We start from the raw sequence: 19802 nt of genomic DNA on the forward strand, positions 1-19802 counted from the left end.
TCGATGTCCGCGGACTCGGACTCAGTGCAGCTCGGCGACGCAGAGGTTGCGCAGCGCCGTCAGGTCGGGTGCACCGCAGCCGTGCAGGCACACCAGCAGTTCGTCGATGAATGGCTGCAGCCAATCCACAACGGCGGCAGCCGATTCGATCGCCGGAGCGAGCAGTGGCCGCGCGATGGCGACCACCTCGGCGCCCATCGCGAGCGCCTTGGCGGCGTCCATGCCGGTGCGGATGCCGCCCGAGGCGACCAGCGGGACCTCGGGCAGCAGTTGCCGCACCTCGGTGAGTGCCTGTGCGGTGGGGATGCCCCACTCGGCGAGTGCCGGGTAGCGGGCCTCGCCATAGCGGACGAACTGTTCGACGCGGGCCCACGAGGTGCCGCCCGCACCGGCGACGTCGATCGCGGCGACCGGGCAATCGGCGAGTTCGGCGGCTGCGGCGGTGCCGATGCCATGGCCGACCTCTTTGAGCATGACCGGATGGCCGAGCGACCCCGCGACGGCGCGCAGTCGCTGAATCGACCCGGAGAAATCGGTGTCGCCATTGTGCTGCATGGCTTCCTGAAGCGGATTGGTGTGCACCGCAAGGGCGTTGGCGCCCACTCTGTCCAGCGCAGCCGCCAGGCCGGGCACCATCGCCGTCTGTAGCTGCGCCAGGCCGATGTTGCCGATCAGCAGAATGTCCGGGGCGACGTCACGTACGTCGAAGCTGACGGCGGCAGCGGGGTCGTCGATCATGACCCGCTGGGAGCCGAGCATCATGCCGAGGCCCAGTTGCTGTGCCGCGCTGGCGAGGTTGCGGTTGATGATGCCGGACAGCTGCGCGCCACCGGTCATCGCTCCGATCAGCACCGGCGCCCGCAGCGGCGACCCCAGAAATTCGGTACCGAGGTCGACGGTGTCCAGGTTGGTCTGCGTCAGCGCGTTGTAGGGCAGCCGATAGCGCTCAAGGCCGGTGGTCACGGTCTGGTAGTCGACCGCCTCGGTGAGACAGACATCGATGTGGCGCCGCTTGCGGTGCGCCACGGCAGACACGGGGTCACGCGTCACGGGTCAGGTGCCCTGAGACAATGGCACCGTGACGGAAACTATCGGACCTGGTCTGTGGATCGCGATCGCGGTCATCGCTGCTCTGCTGCTGATAGTCGCGCTCGTGGTCGGCCTCGTGCGGTACCGCCGCCGCCGGATCAGGCTGTCGGCTCCGGACACTGCCACTCCCATCGATCGCTCGGGCGGGTATACCGCCACGTCGGGCATCTCTTTCACGCAGGCCACGGCGCCGGAACGCCTGGACACCAGCGGCCTGCCCGCCGTGGGCGATGATGCCACCATCCCGCGGGACGCGCCGAAGCGCCCCATCGCCGATGTCACGCTGCCGGAACCCCCGGTGGCGACCCCCGAGCCCCCGGTCGCCATCCCCGAGCCGCCGGTCGCCGAACCCGCGCCGCCGGCTGCCGAACCCGAAGCGCCGGTGGCGACCCCTGAGCCGGCCACAGAGGTCCCCGACCCACGTGCCCCGGACATCGACTCGATCGCGCCCACCGAAGGGCGCCTGGACCGCCTGCGCGGTCGCCTCGCCAAATCGCAGAACACCCTCGGCCGCAGCATGCTGGGCCTGCTCGGCGGCGGCGACCTCGACGAGGATTCCTGGGAGGAGGTCGAGGACACCCTGCTGATCGCCGACCTCGGCCCCGTCGTGACCCAGTCGGTGGTCGCGTCGTTGCGCACACAGATGGCCAGCAGCCGCGTCCGGACCGAGGCGGACGCCCGGGCCGTACTGCGGGAGGTGCTGATCTCCGAGCTGCGACCCGACCTGGATCGTTCGATCAGAGCGCTGCCGCACGCCGACAAGCCGTCGGTGCTGTTGGTCGTCGGCGTCAACGGCACGGGTAAGACGACGACCGTCGGCAAACTCGCGCGGGTGCTCGTCGCCGACGGACGGCGCGTCGTCCTCGGCGCGGCGGACACGTTCCGCGCCGCCGCCGCCGACCAGCTCGAGTCCTGGGCCTCCCGGGTCGGTGCCCAGGTGGTGCGCGGTCCCGAGGGAGCGGATCCCGCATCGGTGGCCTTCGACGCCGTCGACACCGGTATCGCCGCGGGTGCCGACGTCGTCGTCATCGACACAGCCGGCCGTCTGCACACCAAGACGGGGCTGATGGACGAGTTGGGCAAGGTCAAGCGCGTGGTGGCCAAGCGCGCCGCCGTCGACGAAGTGCTGCTGGTGCTCGACGCGACCATCGGTCAGAACAGCCTGCCGCAAGCCCGGGTGTTCGCCGAAGTGGTCGACATCACCGGTGTCGTGCTGACCAAACTGGACGGGACGGCCAAGGGCGGCATCGTCTTCCGCGTGCAACAGGAACTCGGGGTGCCCGTCAAGCTGGTCGGGCTCGGCGAGGGGCCCGACGATCTGGCGCCGTTCGAGCCCGCCGCCTTCGTCGACGCGCTGCTCGGCTGACGATTTCCGGGCCGCGAATTTCGCGCAGCGGGCGTGAATTTTTGCTGGTCGTCCCTCGTGAAACACGAGCGTAACGAGATAGGCGTGCCCGTTCACATGGGTGAAACACAACAGCATCACAGGTGAAACGCTTGCAAAAGAGTCTCTTCGGGAGGCCGATCGTGATCGGCCGTCATCCCAAGGAGGTTCACACAAAGTGCTTTTAGCCTTGCCAGACGAAGCTTTCCTGCCGTTCGGGCCAGATGGCCTGAGCGCCGGGGATACGGCGTGGGTGCTCACGTCCGCCGCACTGGTGTTGTTCATGACACCAGGCCTGGCGTTCTTCTACGGCGGTCTGTCCCGCCAGAAGTCCGTCCTCAACATGATGATGATGTCGTTCGGCTCCCTGGGTGTCGTCAGCGTCATCTACGTGCTGTGGGGTTACTCGATGTCCTTCGCCTCGGCGCATACGGGCGAGAGCGACTTCTTCAGCGTCTTCGACAATCCGATCTCTCTCTTCGGGTTGAGCCAGCTGACGGAAGTCCGCGAGATCGACGGCGTCGACACCTTCGTCCTCGGCGGCTTCGGCACGGTGCCTGCCATCGTCTGGGTGGCCTTCCAGCTGACGTTCGCCGTGATCACCGTCGCGCTGATCAGTGGCGCGGTGGCCGAGCGCATGAAGTTCGGCACCTGGTTGGTGTTCGGCGCGATCTGGGTCACCCTGGTGTACTTCCCTCTGTCGCACATGGTTTGGGGCGGCGGTCTGCTGTCGGGCTCGGAGTCGGGCCTTGCGGCCAAGCTCTTCGGCGTGGATGACGAAGGCGTGGCCAACGTGTCGCCGATCGACTTCGCCGGTGGCACCGTGGTTCACATCAACGCCGGCATGGCCGCACTCGTGCTGGCGATCCTCCTCGGGAAGCGGGCCGGCTTCGGCAAGACGCCGTACCGCCCCCACAACGTCCCCTTCGTCTTGCTCGGTGCCGCGATCCTGTGGTTCGGCTGGTTCGGCTTCAACGTCGGCTCCGAGGGCGCTGCGGACATGCTTGCCGGCGCCGTGTGGGTCAACACCACCGCCGCCACTGCGGCCGCGATGCTGGCCTGGTTGCTGGTGGAACGGATCCGTGACGGGCACGCCACCAGCGTCGGCGCCGCCTCGGGCATCGTCGCCGGTCTGGTCGCGATCACGCCTGCGTGTGGCTCGCTGTCCGCCATCGGCTCGCTCATCCTCGGTGCGGTCGCAGGCATCCTGTCGGCACTCGCGATCGGGCTGAAGTACAAGTTCGGCTACGACGATTCGCTCGACGTGGTCGGCGTGCACCTCGTCGCCGGCCTGTGGGGCACCATCGGCATCGGCTTCCTCGCGACCGAAACCGGCCTCTTCTACGGCGGTGGTATTCAGCAGTTGGTGGTCCAGGCTGTCATCGCACTGGTGGCCGTCGTGTTCACTGCAATCATGACCGTCATCATCGCGTTCATCGTCAAGCCCTTGGGTTGGCGGGTGTCTCAGGAGGACGAAGACACTGGTATCGATGAAACCGAACACGCCGAAACGGCTTACGAGCTCGCCTGATCGGCGACAATTTCATCGGAAGGGATCAACTACATGAAGCTGATAACCGCGATCGTCAAGCCGTTCACGCTCGAAGATGTCAAGACCGGGCTTGAGCAGACGGGCATCCTCGGCATGACCGTCAGTGAGGTTCAGGGTTACGGTCGGCAGAAGGGCCACACCGAGGTATACCGCGGTGCGGAGTACTCGGTGGACTTCGTCCCCAAGGTGCGCGTGGAGGTCGTCGTGGACGACGCCGCCGTCGACAAGGTGGTGGACGTCATCGTCCAGGCCGCCCGCACGGGCAAGATCGGCGACGGAAAGGTCTGGGTCAGCCCGGTCGAGACCGTGGTCCGGGTGCGCACCGGCGAGCGTGGGGCGGATGCCCTTTGATCAGTATCGTGGAATGAGAAGTCGTCTCCCGGCAGTTAGGCCGTGTGAGTGCTGATCGTCAAGTGCCGGGAGGACAACTCATGAAAGAGCAGAAACCACGACCCGCCGCCGGCGCTCCCCGTTGGGAGCGTCCGGCGGCGGGGTCTTTGCGCCCGGCAACGGATCTCGTGGCGGCGGCGGAGCAGTTGCTCGCCGGCAGTACCCGCCAGCTCGATTCGGCCGCTCTCCGCGACGCGCTGCTGGACCTCTACGATTTCTGGCTCACCACCAAGGCAACCGAGATCGGCATCACCGCCACGAGTGGCTTCGCGATCGTCGCCACCGGAGGGCTCGGCCGGGGCGAGCTGCTGCCGTACTCCGACCTCGATCTGATGCTGTTGCACGACAACATGCCCACCGAGGACGTCGCCGAGGTGGCCGAGCTGTTGTGGTATCCGTTGTGGGACGCCAATATTCGTCTCGACCACAGCGTCCGAACGGTTCCGGAGGCGCTGCGGGTCGCCGGGGAGGACATGTCGGCGGGTCTGGCCATGCTGGAGGCGCGCCACATCGCCGGCGACGCTGACCTGTCGTCGCTGCTGATCGGCGGTGCACGCCGCCAGTGGCGCACGGGGATCGCCTCTCGTTTCGACGAGCTGGTCGAGCACACCCGTTCCCGTTGGCAGCGCAGCGGTCAGATCGCCCACCGCGCCGAGCCTGACCTCAAGTGTGGCCGCGGTGGGCTACGCGATGTCCAGCTTCTCAACGCGCTGGCCATCGCGCAGCTGGCGGACGTGTATCCCAGCAGGTCGCTGGCCTCACCCACCGAAACCCTTGGTGAAGCTCATCTTTCGCTGCTCAACGTCCGCACCGAGCTGCACCGGGTGGCCGGGCGAGGCCGCGAGCTGCTGCTGGCCCAGCACGCTGACGAGATCGGCGCCTCCCTGCGCATCGGCGACCGATTCGACCTGGCCCGCATGCTGTCCGACGCAGCGCGCACCGTCAGCTACTACGTCGACGCAGGTATCCGAACGGCGGCAAATGCGTTGCCGCGCCGCGGCCTTGCCGCACTCCGGCGGCCGGTGCGCCGCCCGCTCGACGAAGGCGTCATCGAGTTCGCCGGCGAGGTCATCCTGGCCCGCGACGCGCGACCCGAACGTGACCCCGGCCTGATCCTGCGCGTCGCCGCCGCGTCCGCGACCACCGGTCTGCCGATGGCGGGGTCGACGTTGAGCAGGCTGGTCGAAGCCGCCCCCGAGCTGCGCACACCGTGGCCGAGGCAGGCGCTCAAGGATCTGCTCGTGATGCTGGCGGCCGGTCCGCCCGCAGTCGGGACCGTCGAGGCTCTCGACCGCACCGGGCTGTGGGGCAGGCTCTTCCCCGAGTGGGGCGCGGTGCGCGACCTGCCCCCGCGCGATGTGGTGCACATCTGGACGGTGGACCGCCACCTCGTCGAAACAGTTTCCCGGGCAAGTGCTTTCACCACCAGGGTGTCCCGCCCCGATCTTCTGGTCCTCGGCGCGCTCGTGCACGACATCGGGAAGGGTCGCGGCGGTGACCACAGCGTCATCGGCGCCGAACTGGCCCATCAGATCGGCAACCGGCTGGGCCTGTGGCCCTCCGACATCGCCATCCTCGCCAAGGTCGTGCGGCATCACCTGCTGCTGCCACACACCGCCACCCGACGGGATCTGCAGGACCCTGCGACCATCGACGCGGTGGTCGAGGCCCTCGAGGGTGACCTGGTCGTCCTTGAGCTGCTGCAGGTTCTGGCCGAAGCCGACTCGCTGGCCACCGGACCGGGCGTGTGGGGCGACTGGAAGGCGTCGCTGATCGGTGAGCTGGTCCGCCGTTGCCGGCTGGTCATGTCGGGTGAGGCGCTACCGCAGCCGGATCCTGTTGATCCCCGCTTCATCTCGCTCGCGGCAAGCACACGGGTGCACGTCGAGCTGGCACCCGCGGACACCCCGCACATCTATCAGGTCACGATGATCGCGCCCGACAGCCGAGGTGTGCTCTCGAAAGCCGCAGGCGTGCTTGCGCTGAACTCACTGCGGGTGCATTCGGCATCGGTCAACGGACACGGCGGCGCGGCCATCAACAGCTTTGTCGTGTCGCCCCACTTCGGTTCGCCCCCGGCGGCCGAGCTCCTGCGCCAGCAGCTGATCCTGGCGATCGACGGTGAACTGGACGTGATGGCGGCGCTGGAGAAGAAGGAATCCGAGGCCGCGACAACCGGGCGCGCCGGTGAGATTCGCGCCGCGGTACCCATCAATGCGCCCGCTGCTCCGCCCCGGGTGCTGTGGCACGACGGGTCGGCCACCGGGCATGTGGTCGCCGAGATCCGGGCCACCGACCGCGCCGGGCTGCTGGCGGTGCTCACCGGTGTGTTCGAACGCGCGGGGGTCGACATCGCGTGGGCGAAGGTCACCACCCTGGGTTCCTCGGTGGTCGACGCGTTCGGAATCGTGCTGCCCGCCGATGACGGCACCGTCCGGCGGGAGCTGGAACGTCAGCTGTTCGCGGTCCTGCCGGCTCCGCCACCACCGGTCAAGCAGGTCCGCGACGAGGCGAGCTGACCCGTCGGGTCACAGCGGACAGTCCTTCGGCGGCTGGTCGGTGCGTTCGGGCCGGTGGGCGATCGCGCGGTCGGGTAGCCAGATCACGAATGTGCTGCCCGCGCCGAGGACGCTGAACAGAGCCATCTTGCCTTCGTGGCTCTCCACGATCTGACGTGCGATCGCGAGCCCCAGGCCGGATCCGCGCCGACCGCCGTTGGGACCGCGGCGGAACCGGTCGAACACCCGCTGCTGGTCGTCGCCCGCGATACCCGGGCCCTGGTCGCGCACCGCGATCCAGGCCCATCCGCGCGCGCTGCCGCTGCCGATGGTGAGCTCGGACCCACTGGGCGCCAACCGAATCGCGTTGGACAACAGATTGCTCAACGCGCGGCCCAGTGACTCGGGGTCGGCGAAGACGACCGGCCCGGGGGACAGTCGCGTGCTCACCTGCAGTGGTCGCTCCGCGGCCAGCAGGCGATGTTCGTCGACGACCTCCCCGACGAACTCGAGCAGGTCGACCTTCTGGTCGGCGAACGATCCCGACCGGCGACGCGCCGTGGCCAGAAGGTCTTCGAGCAGACGCGACATCCGGGTGGTGGCACGGGAGATCACCGCCAGCGCATGCTCACGCTCCTCCGCGGTTGCGCGGTCGTCGGCCAGCACTGCTTCGACGTTGGCCTGGACCACGGCCACCGGGTTGCGCAGTTCGTGCGAAACATCCTCGACCAGAGCGCGTTCGGTGCGAAAAGCCTCGTCGAGGCGGTCGAGCATGCCGTCGATGGTGTCCGCCAGCGTGCGCAGTTCGTCCCTCGGCCCGGTGGCGTTGATCCGCTGGGAGAGGTCACTGGCCGAGAGCCGGTTGGCGGCGGCGGTGATCTCGCCGACCGGACGCAGCATCCGGCCCGCGACGAACCAGCCGACGACGAGGCTGATCACGAACATCACCCCGAGCGCGAGCAGCGAATAGTTGCGCAGGCTGTCGAGTGTCGAGTGATTCACCGCGCGCTGCACGCTGTCCAGGTCGGCGGCCTGGAAGCTCTCGCCGACGCGGTAGGCCATCGTGCCGTCGGGGCGGCGATCGAACTTCTTGACCGTCACCGGGTCCAGGGGCGCGGCGTCGATGGTGGCCGACAACGCCAGGTACACCCCGGCCAGGATCACCGCGGAGATGACGGACAGCCACAGCGACGTGGTCAGCGCCAATCGCACGCGGATGGTGCGCATCTCAGGTCGGGGTACGCAAGCGGTAGCCGCGCCCGACCAGGGTGTGCAGCACCTGATGCTCGCCGCCGACGGTGAGCTTGCGTCGCAACGTGCCCACGGTGACACGCACGGTCTGGGTGAACGGGTCGGCATTTTCGTCCCAGACGTGCTCGAGGATCTGCTCGGCCGACACCACATGATCGGGACGTGTCATCAGATAACGCAGCACCGAGAACTCCTTGAGCGTCAGCTCCACCTCCCGTGGCCCGCGGCGCACGATCTGGCGGGCGGTGTCGACGGTGATGTCGCCGAGCCGCAGCACCGACGATCCGCCGGACACCTCGCGACGCAGCACCGCCCGCAGGCGGGCCGTCAGCTCAGCGAGGGCGAAAGGCTTGACGATGTAGTCGTCGGCCCCTGCGTCGAGCCCACGCACCCGGTCGGGCAGCGTGCCCCGTGCCGTCAGCATGACGATCCGGATGTCACGTCCGACGCCTGCCTCGAGCTGGCCAGCGCGGACCCGGCGCGCCAGTTCGAGCCCGTCGCCATCGGGCAAGTTGACGTCGACGAGTGCTACGTCGTAGGAATTCACCGTGAGCCGCTCGATCGCCTCGGCTTCGGTGAACGCGGCGTCGACGGCATAGCCTTCCCGCTGCAGCCCGACGCGGAGGGCGCTGACCAGGCCCTCCTCGTCCTCGACGATCAGAATGCGCATATGCGCCGAGGGTAGCGCCGTCGGGGCGGCGCGACCACCTGCCTTTCGGTCGGCTTTCGCCGGCTTTTTCCGGGGTTTTCGCATGCGGCTGGTCAACTCGTGGTCATGAGCAACCACGACCGAGAACACCACACCGGCGCGCTCATCGAGCGCGCGCTGTTCGAGATGAAACACGTTGTGGTCGGCCAGGACTCGATGCTGGAACGGCTGCTGGTGGGTTTACTCGCCGGTGGTCACGTGCTGCTGGAAGGTGTGCCGGGGCTGGCCAAGACCCTTGCGGTTCGCACCACTGCGACGGTGGTCGGCGGCACCTTTCATCGTCTGCAGTTCACCCCCGACCTGATGCCCGCGGACATTCTGGGCACCCGGGTGTGGCGGCCGTCCACCGAGACGTTCGACATCGAGCTGGGTCCGATCTTCGCCAATCTGGTGCTGGCCGACGAGATCAACCGCGCCCCGGCGAAGGTGCAGTCGGCGCTGCTGGAGGCGATGGCCGAGCGCCAGGTCAGCATCGGCGGACAGACTTTCGGCCTGCCACAACCCTTCCTGGTGCTGGCCACCCAGAACCCGATCGAGACCGACGGCGTCTACCACCTTCCGGAAGCCCAGCGCGACCGCTTCCTGCTCAAGATCGACCTCACTCATCCCACCGAGCTGGAGGAACTGGCGATCCTGGCGCGGATGGGGGCGCAACCGCCGACGGCCAGAACGCTGATGACCCCGGCGGACGTGCTGCACCTGCAGCGCACCACCGAGCAGGTCTTCGTCCACCATGCGGTGGCGCACTACATCGTGCGGCTGGTGATGGCGACCCGGGAGCCCACCGAATACGGTGCGGACGCGATCGCCTCGGTGCTCGACTACGGCATCGGACCCCGCGGCTCGCTGGGATTGCTGTCGGCCAGCCGGGCGCTGGCGGTACTGCGGGGCCGCGACTACGTACTGCCCGGTGACGTCGCCGATATCGCCCCCGATGTGCTGGCGCACCGGCTGGTGCTCACGTTCGATGCCGTCGCCGACGGCATCGATCCGCGCGCGGTCATCGCGAAGGTCCTCGACTGCGTGGCACCGCCGCAGATCGCGCCGAACAGCCACGAACTCGCCGAGGTGGCGTCGTGACCGGGGCGGGCGGGCATCCGTGGCGGGCACTGGACCTGCGGGTGCGCCGACGCGTGGACAGCCTGATGGCCGGCGACTACGAGGGATTGCGGCTCGGTGTGGGCAGTGAGCGCGAGGAGTTGTCGCGCTACCAGCCCGGCGACGACGTGCGGCGCATCGACTGGAACATCACCGCGCGCGCGGGCGGGCCGCACGTGTGGCGTCCGCGGGCCGACAACCGGTTGGACACCTGGGTGATGGTCGACACCACACCGAGCATGGCGTTCGGCACCGTCGCCGACGAGAAGCGCGACCTGGCCGCGCGGATCGTCGCGGCCATCGGTCTGCTGACCGATGCGCCGGGGAACACCTTGGGGCTGGCGACATTCGGGGCCGACGGTGTGCGCTGGCACCGGCCGGACCGCGCGCGGATGGCCGGTGTCCGGGCCGGACAGACGTTGCTGCGCGGCGGGCCTCGCACGGGTGCCGGATCGCCCGCGCTGGCCGACGCGGTGGCGGCGCTGGGGGCGCGTCGTGGCGGCCCCGGACTGCGCGTCGTGATCTCGGACTTCCTCGATCCGGGAGGCCACCATCGGCCGCCGTTCGACTGGCAGGCGCCGCTGCGCCGCCTGGCTGCCCGACACGACGTCATCGCCGTCGAGATCCTCGACCCCCGCGAGCTCGAGTTGCCCGACGTCGGCGCAGTCGTCTTCGTCGATCCCGAATCCGGCCGCCAGCGCCAGGTGTGGACTTCCGATTCCCGGGTGCGTCGGCGCTATCGCACCGCTGCGGCCGAGCACCGCGACGCGGTGGCAGGGGCGATCTCGGCGAGCGGAGCCGAACATCTGCGTGCCAGCACGGCCGGCGACTGGGTGCGCGATCTGGCGAGCTTTCTGCGTGAGCGGCAGCGCACGCTGCGTCGCGCCGCCCGGAGCAGGAACAGGGCGCGACGATGACGATGGGCAGACGGTCATGACCTTCCTGTTTCCGCTCGGGCTACTGATGCTCGTACCGGTGGTCCTGCTCGCGGCGACCTATCTGGTGACCGTTCGGCGCCAGCAGCGCTACGTCGTGCGCTACGCCGCACTTCCGCTGCTGGACAAGGTGATTCCCGAACGGCCGAGGTGGCGCAGGCATCTGCCCGCGGCGTTCCTGCTCGCGGCGTTCGCGCTCTGCGCGCTGGCGGTGGCCCGCCCGGAGATGCCGGTGCGGGTGCCCTATGAGCGCGCGACCATCATCGTGGCGATCGACACGTCGGAATCGATGCGGGCCGAGGACGTGAGCCCGGATCGGCTGTCTGCCGCCGTCGCCGCCGCAGGCGACTTCATCGACCAGCTGCCCGCCTCGTTCAACGTCGGAGTCGTCACGTTCGCCGGCACCACAGTCGTCGCGCACCCGCCCGACACCGATCGCGAGGCGGCCACGACCAGCCTGCAGATGCTGACCACGCAGTCGCGGACCGCGATCGGGGAAGGGGTGTTCACGTCACTGGACCAGATCCTGGCCATCACCCAGGAACCCGAGGAGGGGCAGGATCGGGTGCCCGGACACATCGTGCTGCTGTCCGACGGCACCAACACCAGCGGGCGTGACACCGACGCCGCCGCGATGGCGGCCGTGGCTGCCGGGGTCCCGGTCTCGACCATCGCCTACGGCACCCCCGACGGCGTGTTCGACAGCGGGGGATACCTGGTTCCCGTGCCGGTGGACGCGGCCACGCTCGTCGAGCTCGCCGAAGCCACCGGCGGAACCGCGTATTCGGCGGAGAGCGGTGACGAACTCGCCGACGTCTATCGCGACATCGGTTCGTCCATCGGCTGGCGCACCGAATGGCGTGAGGTGACCCCCGTCGTCGCCGGTGTCGCCCTGATCTTCGGCGTCGCCGCCGCCGCCCTGTCCATGCGCTGGTTCTCCCGCCTCGTCTGACTGGAGCAGATCTATGCCCGATGGCCGTTTCGACCTCGGTGGCAGGCCCGCAGGGCCGACGTTCCTGCCGCCCGGCCCTGCGGACGCCCCGTCGCCGCGCCCGCCCGCCACACCCGTTCCGACGCGAATCCGGTTCGCACCGGACCCCCGGACGGCGCCGCCGGTACCCGCCCCCCTCGCGGTACCGGCGGCGCCCCGCGGCTCGCGGGCAACCGCGGTGTTGCTGGTCGCCGCCTGCCTGGTGGTCGGGACCGCCGCCGGCGGGGGTGCCGGTTACCTGGTCGCCGAGGCCGCGGGCGGACCCGTCCTCCGCCAGTACCCGCCCGTGTCAGGGGCAGCGTCGCCGGCGTCCGGCGACACCCAGAGTGCAGCGCAGGTGCTGCTGCCCAGCGTCGTGCAGGTCGCGGCGGGCCGCAGCAGCGGATCCGGGTTCGCGATCGACGACCAGGGCCGGATCATGACCAACAGCCATGTGATCGAGGGTTATTCGCGGGTCGTCGTGCGGATGTCGGACGGTCGGCGCAGCGCCGCACGGGTGATCGGCTCCGACCCGGCGACCGACGTCGCGGTGCTGGAAGTCTCGGGGGCGCCGCCGCCGGCCGCCGCCATGGGTGTCAGCGGCGGCCTGGCGATCGGCCAGCCCGTCATCGCGGTCGGTGCCCCGCTCGGCCTCAACAGCACGGTGACCTCGGGCATCATCAGCGCCGTGGAGCGCACCGCGAGATTGGGCCGCTACCCCGACCAGCAGATGCTGCAAACCGATGCCGCGATCAACCCCGGTAACTCCGGTGGCCCGCTGGCCAACCTGGACGGCCAGGTGATCGGGATGAACACCGCGATAGCCAGCGTCGGAGGGCCCGATGCGGGCAACATCGGCATCGGGTTCGCGGTGCCGATCGACCGGGCCGTCGAGGTGGCCACACGGATCATCGAGAACGGCTGAGCGCGGGACCGACGGCGCAGCCATTAGGCTGGGCCCGTGTTTGAATCCCTGTCCGACCGGCTGACCGGGGCACTATCCGGCTTGCGGGGCAAAGGCCGGCTCACCGAAGCCGACGTCGATGCCACCGCGCGGGAGATCCGGCTGGCCTTGCTCGAGGCCGACGTGTCGCTGCCCGTCGTCCGCGCGTTCGTCGCCCGCATCAAGGACCGTGCGAAGGGTGCCGAGGTCTCGGCCGCGCTCAATCCTGCGCAGCAGGTCGTCAAGATCGTCAACGAGGAGCTCATCGGGATCCTCGGCGGCGAGACGCGCCAGCTGGCCTTCGCGAGGAACCCACCGACGGTGATCATGCTGGCCGGTCTGCAGGGTTCCGGCAAGACGACGCTGGCCGGCAAGCTTGCCAAATGGCTTAAAGGACAGGGGCATACGCCTCTGCTCGTGGCGTGCGACCTGCAGCGCCCCGGTGCGGTCAATCAGCTGCAGATCGTCGGCGAGCGCGCCGGCGTGCACGTCTTCGCGCCGCACCCCGGGGTATCGCCCGGCGGCACCACGATCGAGCAGATGGCCACCAACGATCCTGTGGCCGTGGCCGCCGCGGGGCTGGCCGAGGCCAAGGCCAAGCACTACGACGTCGTCATCGTCGACACCGCCGGCCGGCTCGGTATCGACGAGGAGCTGATGGCCCAGGCCGCGGCTATCCGCGACGCCGTGAACCCCGATGAGACGCTGTTCGTCCTCGACGCGATGATCGGTCAGGACGCCGTCACCACCGCGGACGCCTTCCGTGAAGGCGTCGGCTTCACCGGGGTGGTGCTGACCAAGCTCGACGGCGACGCCCGCGGCGGTGCCGCGTTGTCGGTGCGCGAGGTCACCGGCGTGCCGATCCTGTTCGCGTCGGCGGGGGAGAAGCTCGAGGAGTTCGACGTCTTCCATCCCGACCGGATGGCGGGCCGGATCCTGGGCATGGGTGACGTGCTCACCCTCATCGAGCAGGCCGAGCAGCATTTCGATGCGGCGCAAGCCGAGGCGACCGCCGCCAAGATCGGCAGCGGCGAGCTCACACTCGAAGACTTCCTGGAGCAGATGCTCGCGATCCGCAAGATGGGTCCGATCGGCAATCTCCTGGGCATGCTGCCCGGCGCGGGTCAGATGAAGGACGCGCTGGCCGCCGTCGACGACAGTCAGCTCGACCGTGTCCAGGCCATCATCCGCGGCATGACGCCGCAGGAGCGCGAAGATCCGAAGATCATCAACGCCTCCCGCCGGCTGCGCATCGCCAACGGCTCGGGTGTCACGGTGTCCGAGGTGAATCAGCTCGTCGATCGCTTCTTCGAGGCGCGCAAGATGATGTCCCAGATGGCCGGCCAGATGGGTATGCCCTTCGGTCGCAAGGGATCCTCGCGCAAGGCGGTCAAAGGCAAGAACAAGCAGAAGGGCAAGAAGGGCCGGGGTCCGACACCGCCGAAGACGCGCAATCCTCTCGGTGCCGGCATGCCGGGGATGCCTGCCGGTTTCCCCGACCTGTCCAACATGCCCAAGGGTCTCGACGAGCTGCCGCCGGGGCTGGCCAATATCGACCTGTCGAAGCTGAAGTTCCCCAAGAACTGACATGCGGCTGCACGTTCGTGGCCGCGGTCTGCCCGACGGCGAGCCGATCGAGTGGTGGGTGGTCGACGGGCGGTTGAGCGCCGAACCGGTGGCAGGCGCCGAGACGATCTTCGGGGCGGACGGGGATGGCGGCTGGATCCTGCCCGGCCTGGTCGACGCGCACTGCCATGTGGGCCTCGGACCCGAGGGTGAGATTCCGGAAGACGAGGCGGTCGCCCAGGCCGAGACGGAACGTGCTGTGGGCGCGCTCCTGCTGCGCGACGCCGGTTCACCGACCGACACCCGCAGCTTCGACGACCGCCCCGAGCTGCCGCGCATCATCCGCGCCGGACGGCATCTGGCCCGGCCCAAGCGGTATCAGCGCGGCTTTGCCGCCGAACTGGACGACGAGTGGCAGCTGCCGGACGCAGTGGCCCAGCAGGCGCGGTGGGGCGACGGCTGGGTGAAGCTGGTGGGGGACTGGATCGACCGGGACACCGGGGACCTCGCCCCGCTGTGGTCCGACGACGTGCTGGCGGCCGCGATCGACGCCGCACACGCCAACGGCGCCCGGGTCACGGCGCACGTGTTCAGCGAGGATGCGTTGCCGGGCCTGATCAAGGCCGGTATTGACTGCATCGAGCACGGCACCGGCCTGACGGCGGACACCATCGACCTGATGGTGGAGTACGGCACGGCGCTGGTGCCGACGCTCATCAACATCGAGAACTTTCCCGATATCGCCGCGGCGGCGCACCGCTACCCGCGCTACCAGAAACACATGCTGTCGCTGTATGAGACCTGTTCGGCCAGGATCGGCGCGGCACGGGAAGCGGGCGTGAAGATCTACGCGGGTTCCGATGCGGGCAGCGCGGTCGCCCACGGGCGCATCGTCGACGAGGTCGAGGCGCTCAAAGGCATAGGCATGACGCCGACCGCCGCGCTGGGGGCCGCGTGCTGGGACGCCAGAGACTGGTTGCGTCGTCCCGGGCTCGCACACGGCGCGTCAGCGGACCTGGTGTGCTTCGCCGAGGATCCCCGCACCGGACCCGGGGTGCTCGGCGATCCGTCGCTGGTGATGCTGCGCGGGGTCGTCTACTGACCCGGGGCGGACACCCGGCAAGGGCAGAGCCTCACGGCTGTGCAAATCCCCAGTCCAGCAGGTTGATCGCCTGCCCGTAGAGGTCGCCGCTGCCGTACATCTGCACGACGACCAGACGCCGGGTGCCCCGCTGCGCCGCGCCGACATAGGTCTTGCGGGCGAGATTGGTGAACCCCGTCTTGCCCGCGAGATCCCCGGGATACCGGGTGAGCAGCTCGTTCTGATTCTGCAACGTCTTGCCGGGGAACGGGGCGGACGGCGACCGCATGATCTGGGCGATCAGCGGATACTTCAGTGCCGCGCGCATGATGACCGCCAGATCGTGCGGGGTGGTGACCGATTCCCAGCCGGGCCCGTCCAGGCCGGACGGCGACGACGCCCTGGTGCTGCGCGCACCCACCTGGGCGGCTTTGAGGTTCATCGCCGCCACGGCCGCGGGCTGACCGCCGAGCATGTCGGCGAGCATGTTGGCGGCGTCGTTGCCCGACACCATCAGGATCGCCGCCAGTAACTGGCCCGCGGTGTACGCCTGGCCGGGTTCGAGCCCCACACAGGAGCATTCGACCTTGGTGTGCGACTCGTTGGCCCGCGCCCAGTTGTCGGGGCGCAGCCTGTCCAGCACGGTCATCGCCAGCAGCACCTTGATCGTGCTGGCGGGCGCGTACGTGCCGTAGGGGTCACGGCTGGCGAGGACACGGCCGGTGTCGAGATCGGCCACCAGGAAGGCCTTGGCCGGGCCGTCCGGAACGGGTTGCGCGGCAGCGGGTTCGACGTTGGGCTGGGCGAACGCCGGCGCCGCGACAGCCGACATCGAGGCGGCCGGCAGCAATGCGCTGAGCGCGAGCGCCAGCCCCGCGAGTGGTCTTCGCACGAGTGGCGACGCTAGTCGCGCCAGGACTCGGTCAGCGCGCGATCAGATCTCCATCGGGTATCGAGTGTTTAAAGCCGGCTGATACCCGAGTTCGGGCCGAGGGCGAAGCCCCAGTCCAGCAGAGCCGAGGCCTGGTCCCAATACGTCGGTCCGCCCTCTTTGACCAGGCCGTACATCAGCGCGACCACCAGATGCCTGCCGCCCCGTTGCGCTCCGCCGACGAAGGTCTTGCGGGCCAGGTCGGTGTACCCGGTCTTGCCGCCGAAGGTGCCGGGGTAGCGGTGCAACAGTTCGTCCTGGTTGACCAGCACGGTGGTGCCGGCCTTGGTGGGAAAGACAGCGGTGGGTTGCGCGGTGATCTGTGCGAACACCGGGTTGCCCATCGCGGCGCGGAAGATCACCGCGAGATCGTGCGGTGTGGACCAGATGTCGATCCCCGGACCGTCGATGCCCGACGGCGACCCGGCGCTGGTCCCGAGGGCCCCGAGCGCCGCGGCCTTGGCGTTCATCTTCGCCACCGCGACGTCGCGGCCGCCGAGCATCGTGGCCAGAGTGTTCGCCGCATCGTTGCCCGACACCAGAAGCAACCCCTCGAGCAACTGGCGGGTCGTGTAGGTGGTGCCGGGGGCGACACCGGCACAGTTGCACTCGACCACGGTGTCGGCCTCGTTGGCCACGATGGTCTGTTCGAGCGGTAACTCGTCGAGGACCACCGTCGCCAGCAGCACCTTGATGGTGCTCGCGGGGGCGAAGCGACCGTGCTCGTCACGGGCGGCCAGCACCTCGCCGCTGTCCATGTCGGCGACGACCCAGGCCTGCGCGGGCCCGTCCGGAATCGGTATCGACCCGACGGGCTGGATCACCCCGGTGACGGGGACGGCGCTCGCCGTCGGCGCAGACGCGACGACGCACAGCGCCGCCGCCAGGCATGCCAGAAGCCGTGTCATGACGGGTGAGCCTAATCGGCGCCGATGATCGTGTTCAATCAAGCCATGTTGAGCCTCGAAGAGATCTCCGACCGGCTGGAGATCCAGCAGCTGCTGATCGACTACTCCACCGCCATCGACCAGCGGCGGTTCGATGACCTGGACCTGGTCTTCACGCCGGACGCCTACATCGACTATCGCGTGGCCGGAGGCATCGACGGATCCTTTCCCGAGGTGAAGGCGTGGCTGAAAGAGGTGCTGCCGAACTTCCCGGCGTACTACCACATGATCGGCAACGCGGATGTGCGGGTGAGCGGCGACACCGCGACGTCGCGCGCGATCTGCTTCAACCCGATGGCCATGGGTGGAGAATCCGGCCAGATCTACTTCGTCGGCATCTGGTACCTCGACGAGTTCGTCCGGACCGAGCAGGGCTGGCGGATGAGCAAGCGGGTCGAGGAGAAGTGCTTCGACAAGGTGGTCTAGCGGACGAGTCGGCGGGCCACCACGCCCGCGACTCGCTTGATCCGGTCGGATACGTATAGCGAGAACGCGATGTTGAAGATGTCCTCGCGCAACCGCGTCAGCGTCGACTCGCAGATCAGCCACTGCCCGTCGCGCTTGCGATAGGACTCCCGGTAGTGCCCGTAGCCGCGCAGGTTCACCCCGGGCGCCAGCCGCACCACGTCTTCGAGCGCCCAGATCGCTCGCGCGGTCGTCGGCGACACCACCTCGATCTCCGGGGCGTGCACCTGATGCACGGTGGCGCGGTCACCGAGGCTGCGCCGGGTGAAGGCGACGAACTCGTCGGCTCCGACGATGGCCTTCCCGCCGGCCTGCGTGGTGTCGCTGCGGAAGTCGTCGGTGAACAGCGATCGCCAGGCGCCCCAGTCCTTGGTGTCCAGGTATCGGCAGTAGCGTGCCTTCACCTGCTTGATCGCCTCGATCTCCAGCATTTCCGCTGCCGCGTCCGCCACCCGTGAAGGGTGACATCCAGGGTCGTCACTGTAAAGCTGGTGGCGGAGTTGTCCCGGTCCGGAAGCCGATATTCACCGCCATGGTGTAGAGCTATCCCACGATGGCCGATATCACCGCTCCACCCACGGAAGCCCAGCTCAAGCCGATCATGCGGGCCCTCGAGGTCCTCGACCTTTCGGCATTGACGGCGTCGCTTCAGCCGTTGTCCCCGATCCAGGTGGTCGACGTGCTGGAACGGCTGGATCGACGGGAGCAGGCGGTGCTGTACCGGGTGCTCCCCAAGGACCGCGCCCTGGAGGTCTTCGAGGTCCTCGACGCCAGTTTGCAACGTGATCTCGTGGGCGCACTCCAGGATGACGCCGTAGCCGCGCTGTTTGCCGACCTCGATCCCGACGACCGTGTCGAGCTGCTCGACGAGTTGCCGGCCAAGGTGGCCGGGCGCCTGCTGCACGGGCTGCCGCCCGACGAACGTGAGCTGACCGCCGCCGTACTCGGCTATCCGCAGGGGTCGATCGGTCGCAGGATGAGCCCAGAGGTCGTCTCGGTGCGTCCGACGATGACGACGGCCGAGGCGCTCACCCGGGTGTCGTCCGGCTTGACGCGCGCGGAGACCGTCTACACGCTGCCCGTCGTCGACGAGGAGCGTGAGCTCATCGGCGTGGTCACCCTGCGCCGCCTGCTCGCGGCGCCGCCCGGAACATCGGTGGCCGAGGTGATGCGTCCGCCGCACTGGGCGCGTGCCAGAGAAAGCGCGGAGACGGCTGCCCGCCGCTGCGCCGACCTCAAGGTGCTGGCTCTACCGGTGGTCGACAACGAGACGCGGCTGGTCGGCATCCTCACCGTCGACGATGCGCTGCGAATCCTGGAATCCGCCGACTCCGAGGACCAGGCTCGGATCAGCGGCGCCGAACCGCTCCGTCGCCCCTACCTGACCGCGCCGGTGGTCAACCTGGTTCGGACTCGCGTCGTCTGGCTCCTGGTCCTCGCGATCGGCGCCACGCTGACGGTGCAGGTGCTCGAGGTGTTCGAGGCCACCCTGGCAGAGATGGTGGCCTTGGCGTTGTTCGTCCCGCTGCTCATCGGCACCGGCGGCAACACCGGAAACCAGGCCGCCACCACAGTCACCCGCGCGCTGGCGCTCGGCGACGTGGGCCCACGGGACCTGGGCAAAGTGCTGTTCCGGGAATTCCGGGTCGGCTTGTCGCTGGGGCTGCTGCTCGGCGGCCTGGCGTTCGCGGTGACCAGCCTGGTCTACGACAGATCCATCGGCACGGTGATCGGAGTGACTCTGGTGAGCCTGTGCACCATGGCGGCGACCGTTGGAGGCGCGATGCCGTTGATCGCCCGCGCGATCCGTGTTGACCCCGCAGTGTTCTCGAACCCCTTCATTTCGACCTTCGTCGATGCCACGGGGTTGCTGATCTACTTCATGGTCGCCAAGGCGGTTCTGGGCATCTGACTCGCGATTTCCGGGCACGATCGGGTTCTGGCACAATGGGCGGCTGTCCGCGTACGGCTTCGGCGAGTTCTCGATCGATGC

General features: G+C 68.8%; 18 protein-coding genes. 12 read left to right on the plus strand and 6 right to left on the minus strand.

The window, feature by feature from the left end; genetic code table 11:
* Positions 1-21: 21 nt before the first annotated feature.
* Positions 22-1050 carry a type 2 isopentenyl-diphosphate Delta-isomerase gene (gene fni / locus EL337_RS10050; RefSeq protein ID WP_048630581.1) on the minus strand — a complete coding sequence of 343 codons (1029 nt, stop codon included), beginning with the start codon at positions 1048-1050 and terminating at the stop codon, positions 22-24.
* A gap of 40 nt (positions 1051-1090) precedes the next feature.
* Here fni and ftsY point away from each other — a divergent pair, with 40 nt between their 5' ends.
* The 4 genes from ftsY to EL337_RS10070 all read left to right on the plus strand — a co-directional run bounded on the left by ftsY (position 1091) and on the right by EL337_RS10070 (position 6934).
* A complete protein-coding gene (gene ftsY, locus EL337_RS10055; RefSeq protein WP_109519783.1) occupies positions 1091-2455 on the plus strand; it encodes a signal recognition particle-docking protein FtsY in 1365 nt (454 codons plus the stop codon).
* Positions 2456-2651: 196 nt separating this feature from the next.
* On the plus strand, positions 2652-4004 hold the full coding sequence (locus EL337_RS10060; protein ID WP_048630579.1) for an ammonium transporter: 1353 nt from the start codon (positions 2652-2654) through the stop codon (positions 4002-4004).
* 33 nt (positions 4005-4037) lie between these two features.
* Positions 4038-4376 (plus strand): P-II family nitrogen regulator, encoded by a 339-nt coding sequence (locus EL337_RS10065; protein ID WP_011779408.1) that lies wholly within the window; start codon positions 4038-4040, stop codon positions 4374-4376.
* Between the two features lie 80 nt (positions 4377-4456).
* Positions 4457-6934 carry a [protein-PII] uridylyltransferase gene (locus EL337_RS10070; RefSeq protein ID WP_048630578.1) on the plus strand — a complete coding sequence of 826 codons (2478 nt, stop codon included), beginning with the start codon at positions 4457-4459 and terminating at the stop codon, positions 6932-6934.
* 9 nt (positions 6935-6943) lie between these two features.
* On the opposite strand, the gene EL337_RS10075 is transcribed toward EL337_RS10070, so the two are convergent.
* Positions 6944-8140: a sensor histidine kinase gene (locus EL337_RS10075; protein WP_048630577.1), complete on the minus strand. Its 1197-nt coding sequence runs from the start codon at positions 8138-8140 to the stop codon at positions 6944-6946.
* 1 nt (position 8141) lies between these two features.
* Positions 8142-8834, minus strand: coding sequence for a response regulator transcription factor (locus EL337_RS10080; RefSeq protein WP_048630576.1), 693 nt, complete (start codon positions 8832-8834; stop codon positions 8142-8144).
* 105 nt (positions 8835-8939) lie between these two features.
* Between EL337_RS10080 and EL337_RS10085 the strand changes: the two genes are divergently transcribed.
* The 6 genes from EL337_RS10085 to EL337_RS10110 are packed head-to-tail and all read left to right on the plus strand — an operon-like array spanning position 8940 to position 15487.
* Positions 8940-9953, plus strand: coding sequence for an AAA family ATPase (locus EL337_RS10085; protein WP_048630575.1), 1014 nt, complete (start codon positions 8940-8942; stop codon positions 9951-9953).
* Positions 9950-10888, plus strand: coding sequence for a DUF58 domain-containing protein (locus tag EL337_RS10090; protein WP_048630574.1), 939 nt, complete (start codon positions 9950-9952; stop codon positions 10886-10888). The genes EL337_RS10085 and EL337_RS10090 overlap by 4 nt, the downstream gene beginning before the upstream one ends.
* Before the next feature lie 16 nt (positions 10889-10904).
* Positions 10905-11858 carry a VWA domain-containing protein gene (locus tag EL337_RS10095; RefSeq protein ID WP_048630925.1) on the plus strand — a complete coding sequence of 318 codons (954 nt, stop codon included), beginning with the start codon at positions 10905-10907 and terminating at the stop codon, positions 11856-11858.
* Between the two features lie 13 nt (positions 11859-11871).
* On the plus strand, positions 11872-12801 hold the full coding sequence (locus EL337_RS10100) for a S1C family serine protease (RefSeq protein ID WP_083442942.1): 930 nt from the start codon (positions 11872-11874) through the stop codon (positions 12799-12801).
* 36 nt (positions 12802-12837) lie between these two features.
* Positions 12838-14406 (plus strand): signal recognition particle protein, encoded by a 1569-nt coding sequence (ffh, locus tag EL337_RS10105; protein WP_048630572.1) that lies wholly within the window; start codon positions 12838-12840, stop codon positions 14404-14406.
* Position 14407: 1 nt separating this feature from the next.
* Complete coding sequence (locus tag EL337_RS10110) at positions 14408-15487, plus strand: amidohydrolase family protein (protein WP_048630571.1); 1080 nt, start codon at positions 14408-14410, stop codon at positions 15485-15487.
* 31 nt (positions 15488-15518) lie between these two features.
* On the opposite strand, the gene EL337_RS10115 is transcribed toward EL337_RS10110, so the two are convergent.
* Both EL337_RS10115 and EL337_RS10120 read right to left on the minus strand, forming a co-directional pair.
* Positions 15519-16358, minus strand: a complete 840-nt coding sequence (locus tag EL337_RS10115; RefSeq protein ID WP_048630570.1) for a D-alanyl-D-alanine carboxypeptidase family protein — start codon at positions 16356-16358, stop codon at positions 15519-15521.
* A gap of 68 nt (positions 16359-16426) precedes the next feature.
* Complete coding sequence (locus tag EL337_RS10120; protein ID WP_048630569.1) at positions 16427-17305, minus strand: D-alanyl-D-alanine carboxypeptidase family protein; 879 nt, start codon at positions 17303-17305, stop codon at positions 16427-16429.
* A gap of 45 nt (positions 17306-17350) precedes the next feature.
* Between EL337_RS10120 and EL337_RS10125 the strand changes: the two genes are divergently transcribed.
* Positions 17351-17770, plus strand: coding sequence for a nuclear transport factor 2 family protein (locus EL337_RS10125; RefSeq protein WP_048630924.1), 420 nt, complete (start codon positions 17351-17353; stop codon positions 17768-17770).
* Here the strand turns inward: EL337_RS10125 and EL337_RS10130 are convergent.
* The gene (locus EL337_RS10130; RefSeq protein ID WP_048630568.1) at positions 17767-18261 is read right to left on the minus strand and encodes a nuclear transport factor 2 family protein; all 495 of its coding nucleotides are present in this window, start codon (positions 18259-18261) and stop codon (positions 17767-17769) included. The genes EL337_RS10125 and EL337_RS10130 overlap by 4 nt on opposite strands.
* Positions 18262-18362: 101 nt before the next feature.
* On the opposite strand from EL337_RS10130, the gene mgtE reads away from it, so the two are divergent.
* Positions 18363-19721, plus strand: a complete 1359-nt coding sequence (gene mgtE / locus EL337_RS10135) for a magnesium transporter (protein WP_048630567.1) — start codon at positions 18363-18365, stop codon at positions 19719-19721.
* Positions 19722-19802 lie beyond the last annotated feature (81 nt).

The organism is Mycolicibacterium aurum (assembly GCF_900637195.1).
GTDB classification, from domain to species: domain Bacteria; phylum Actinomycetota; class Actinomycetes; order Mycobacteriales; family Mycobacteriaceae; genus Mycobacterium; species Mycobacterium aurum.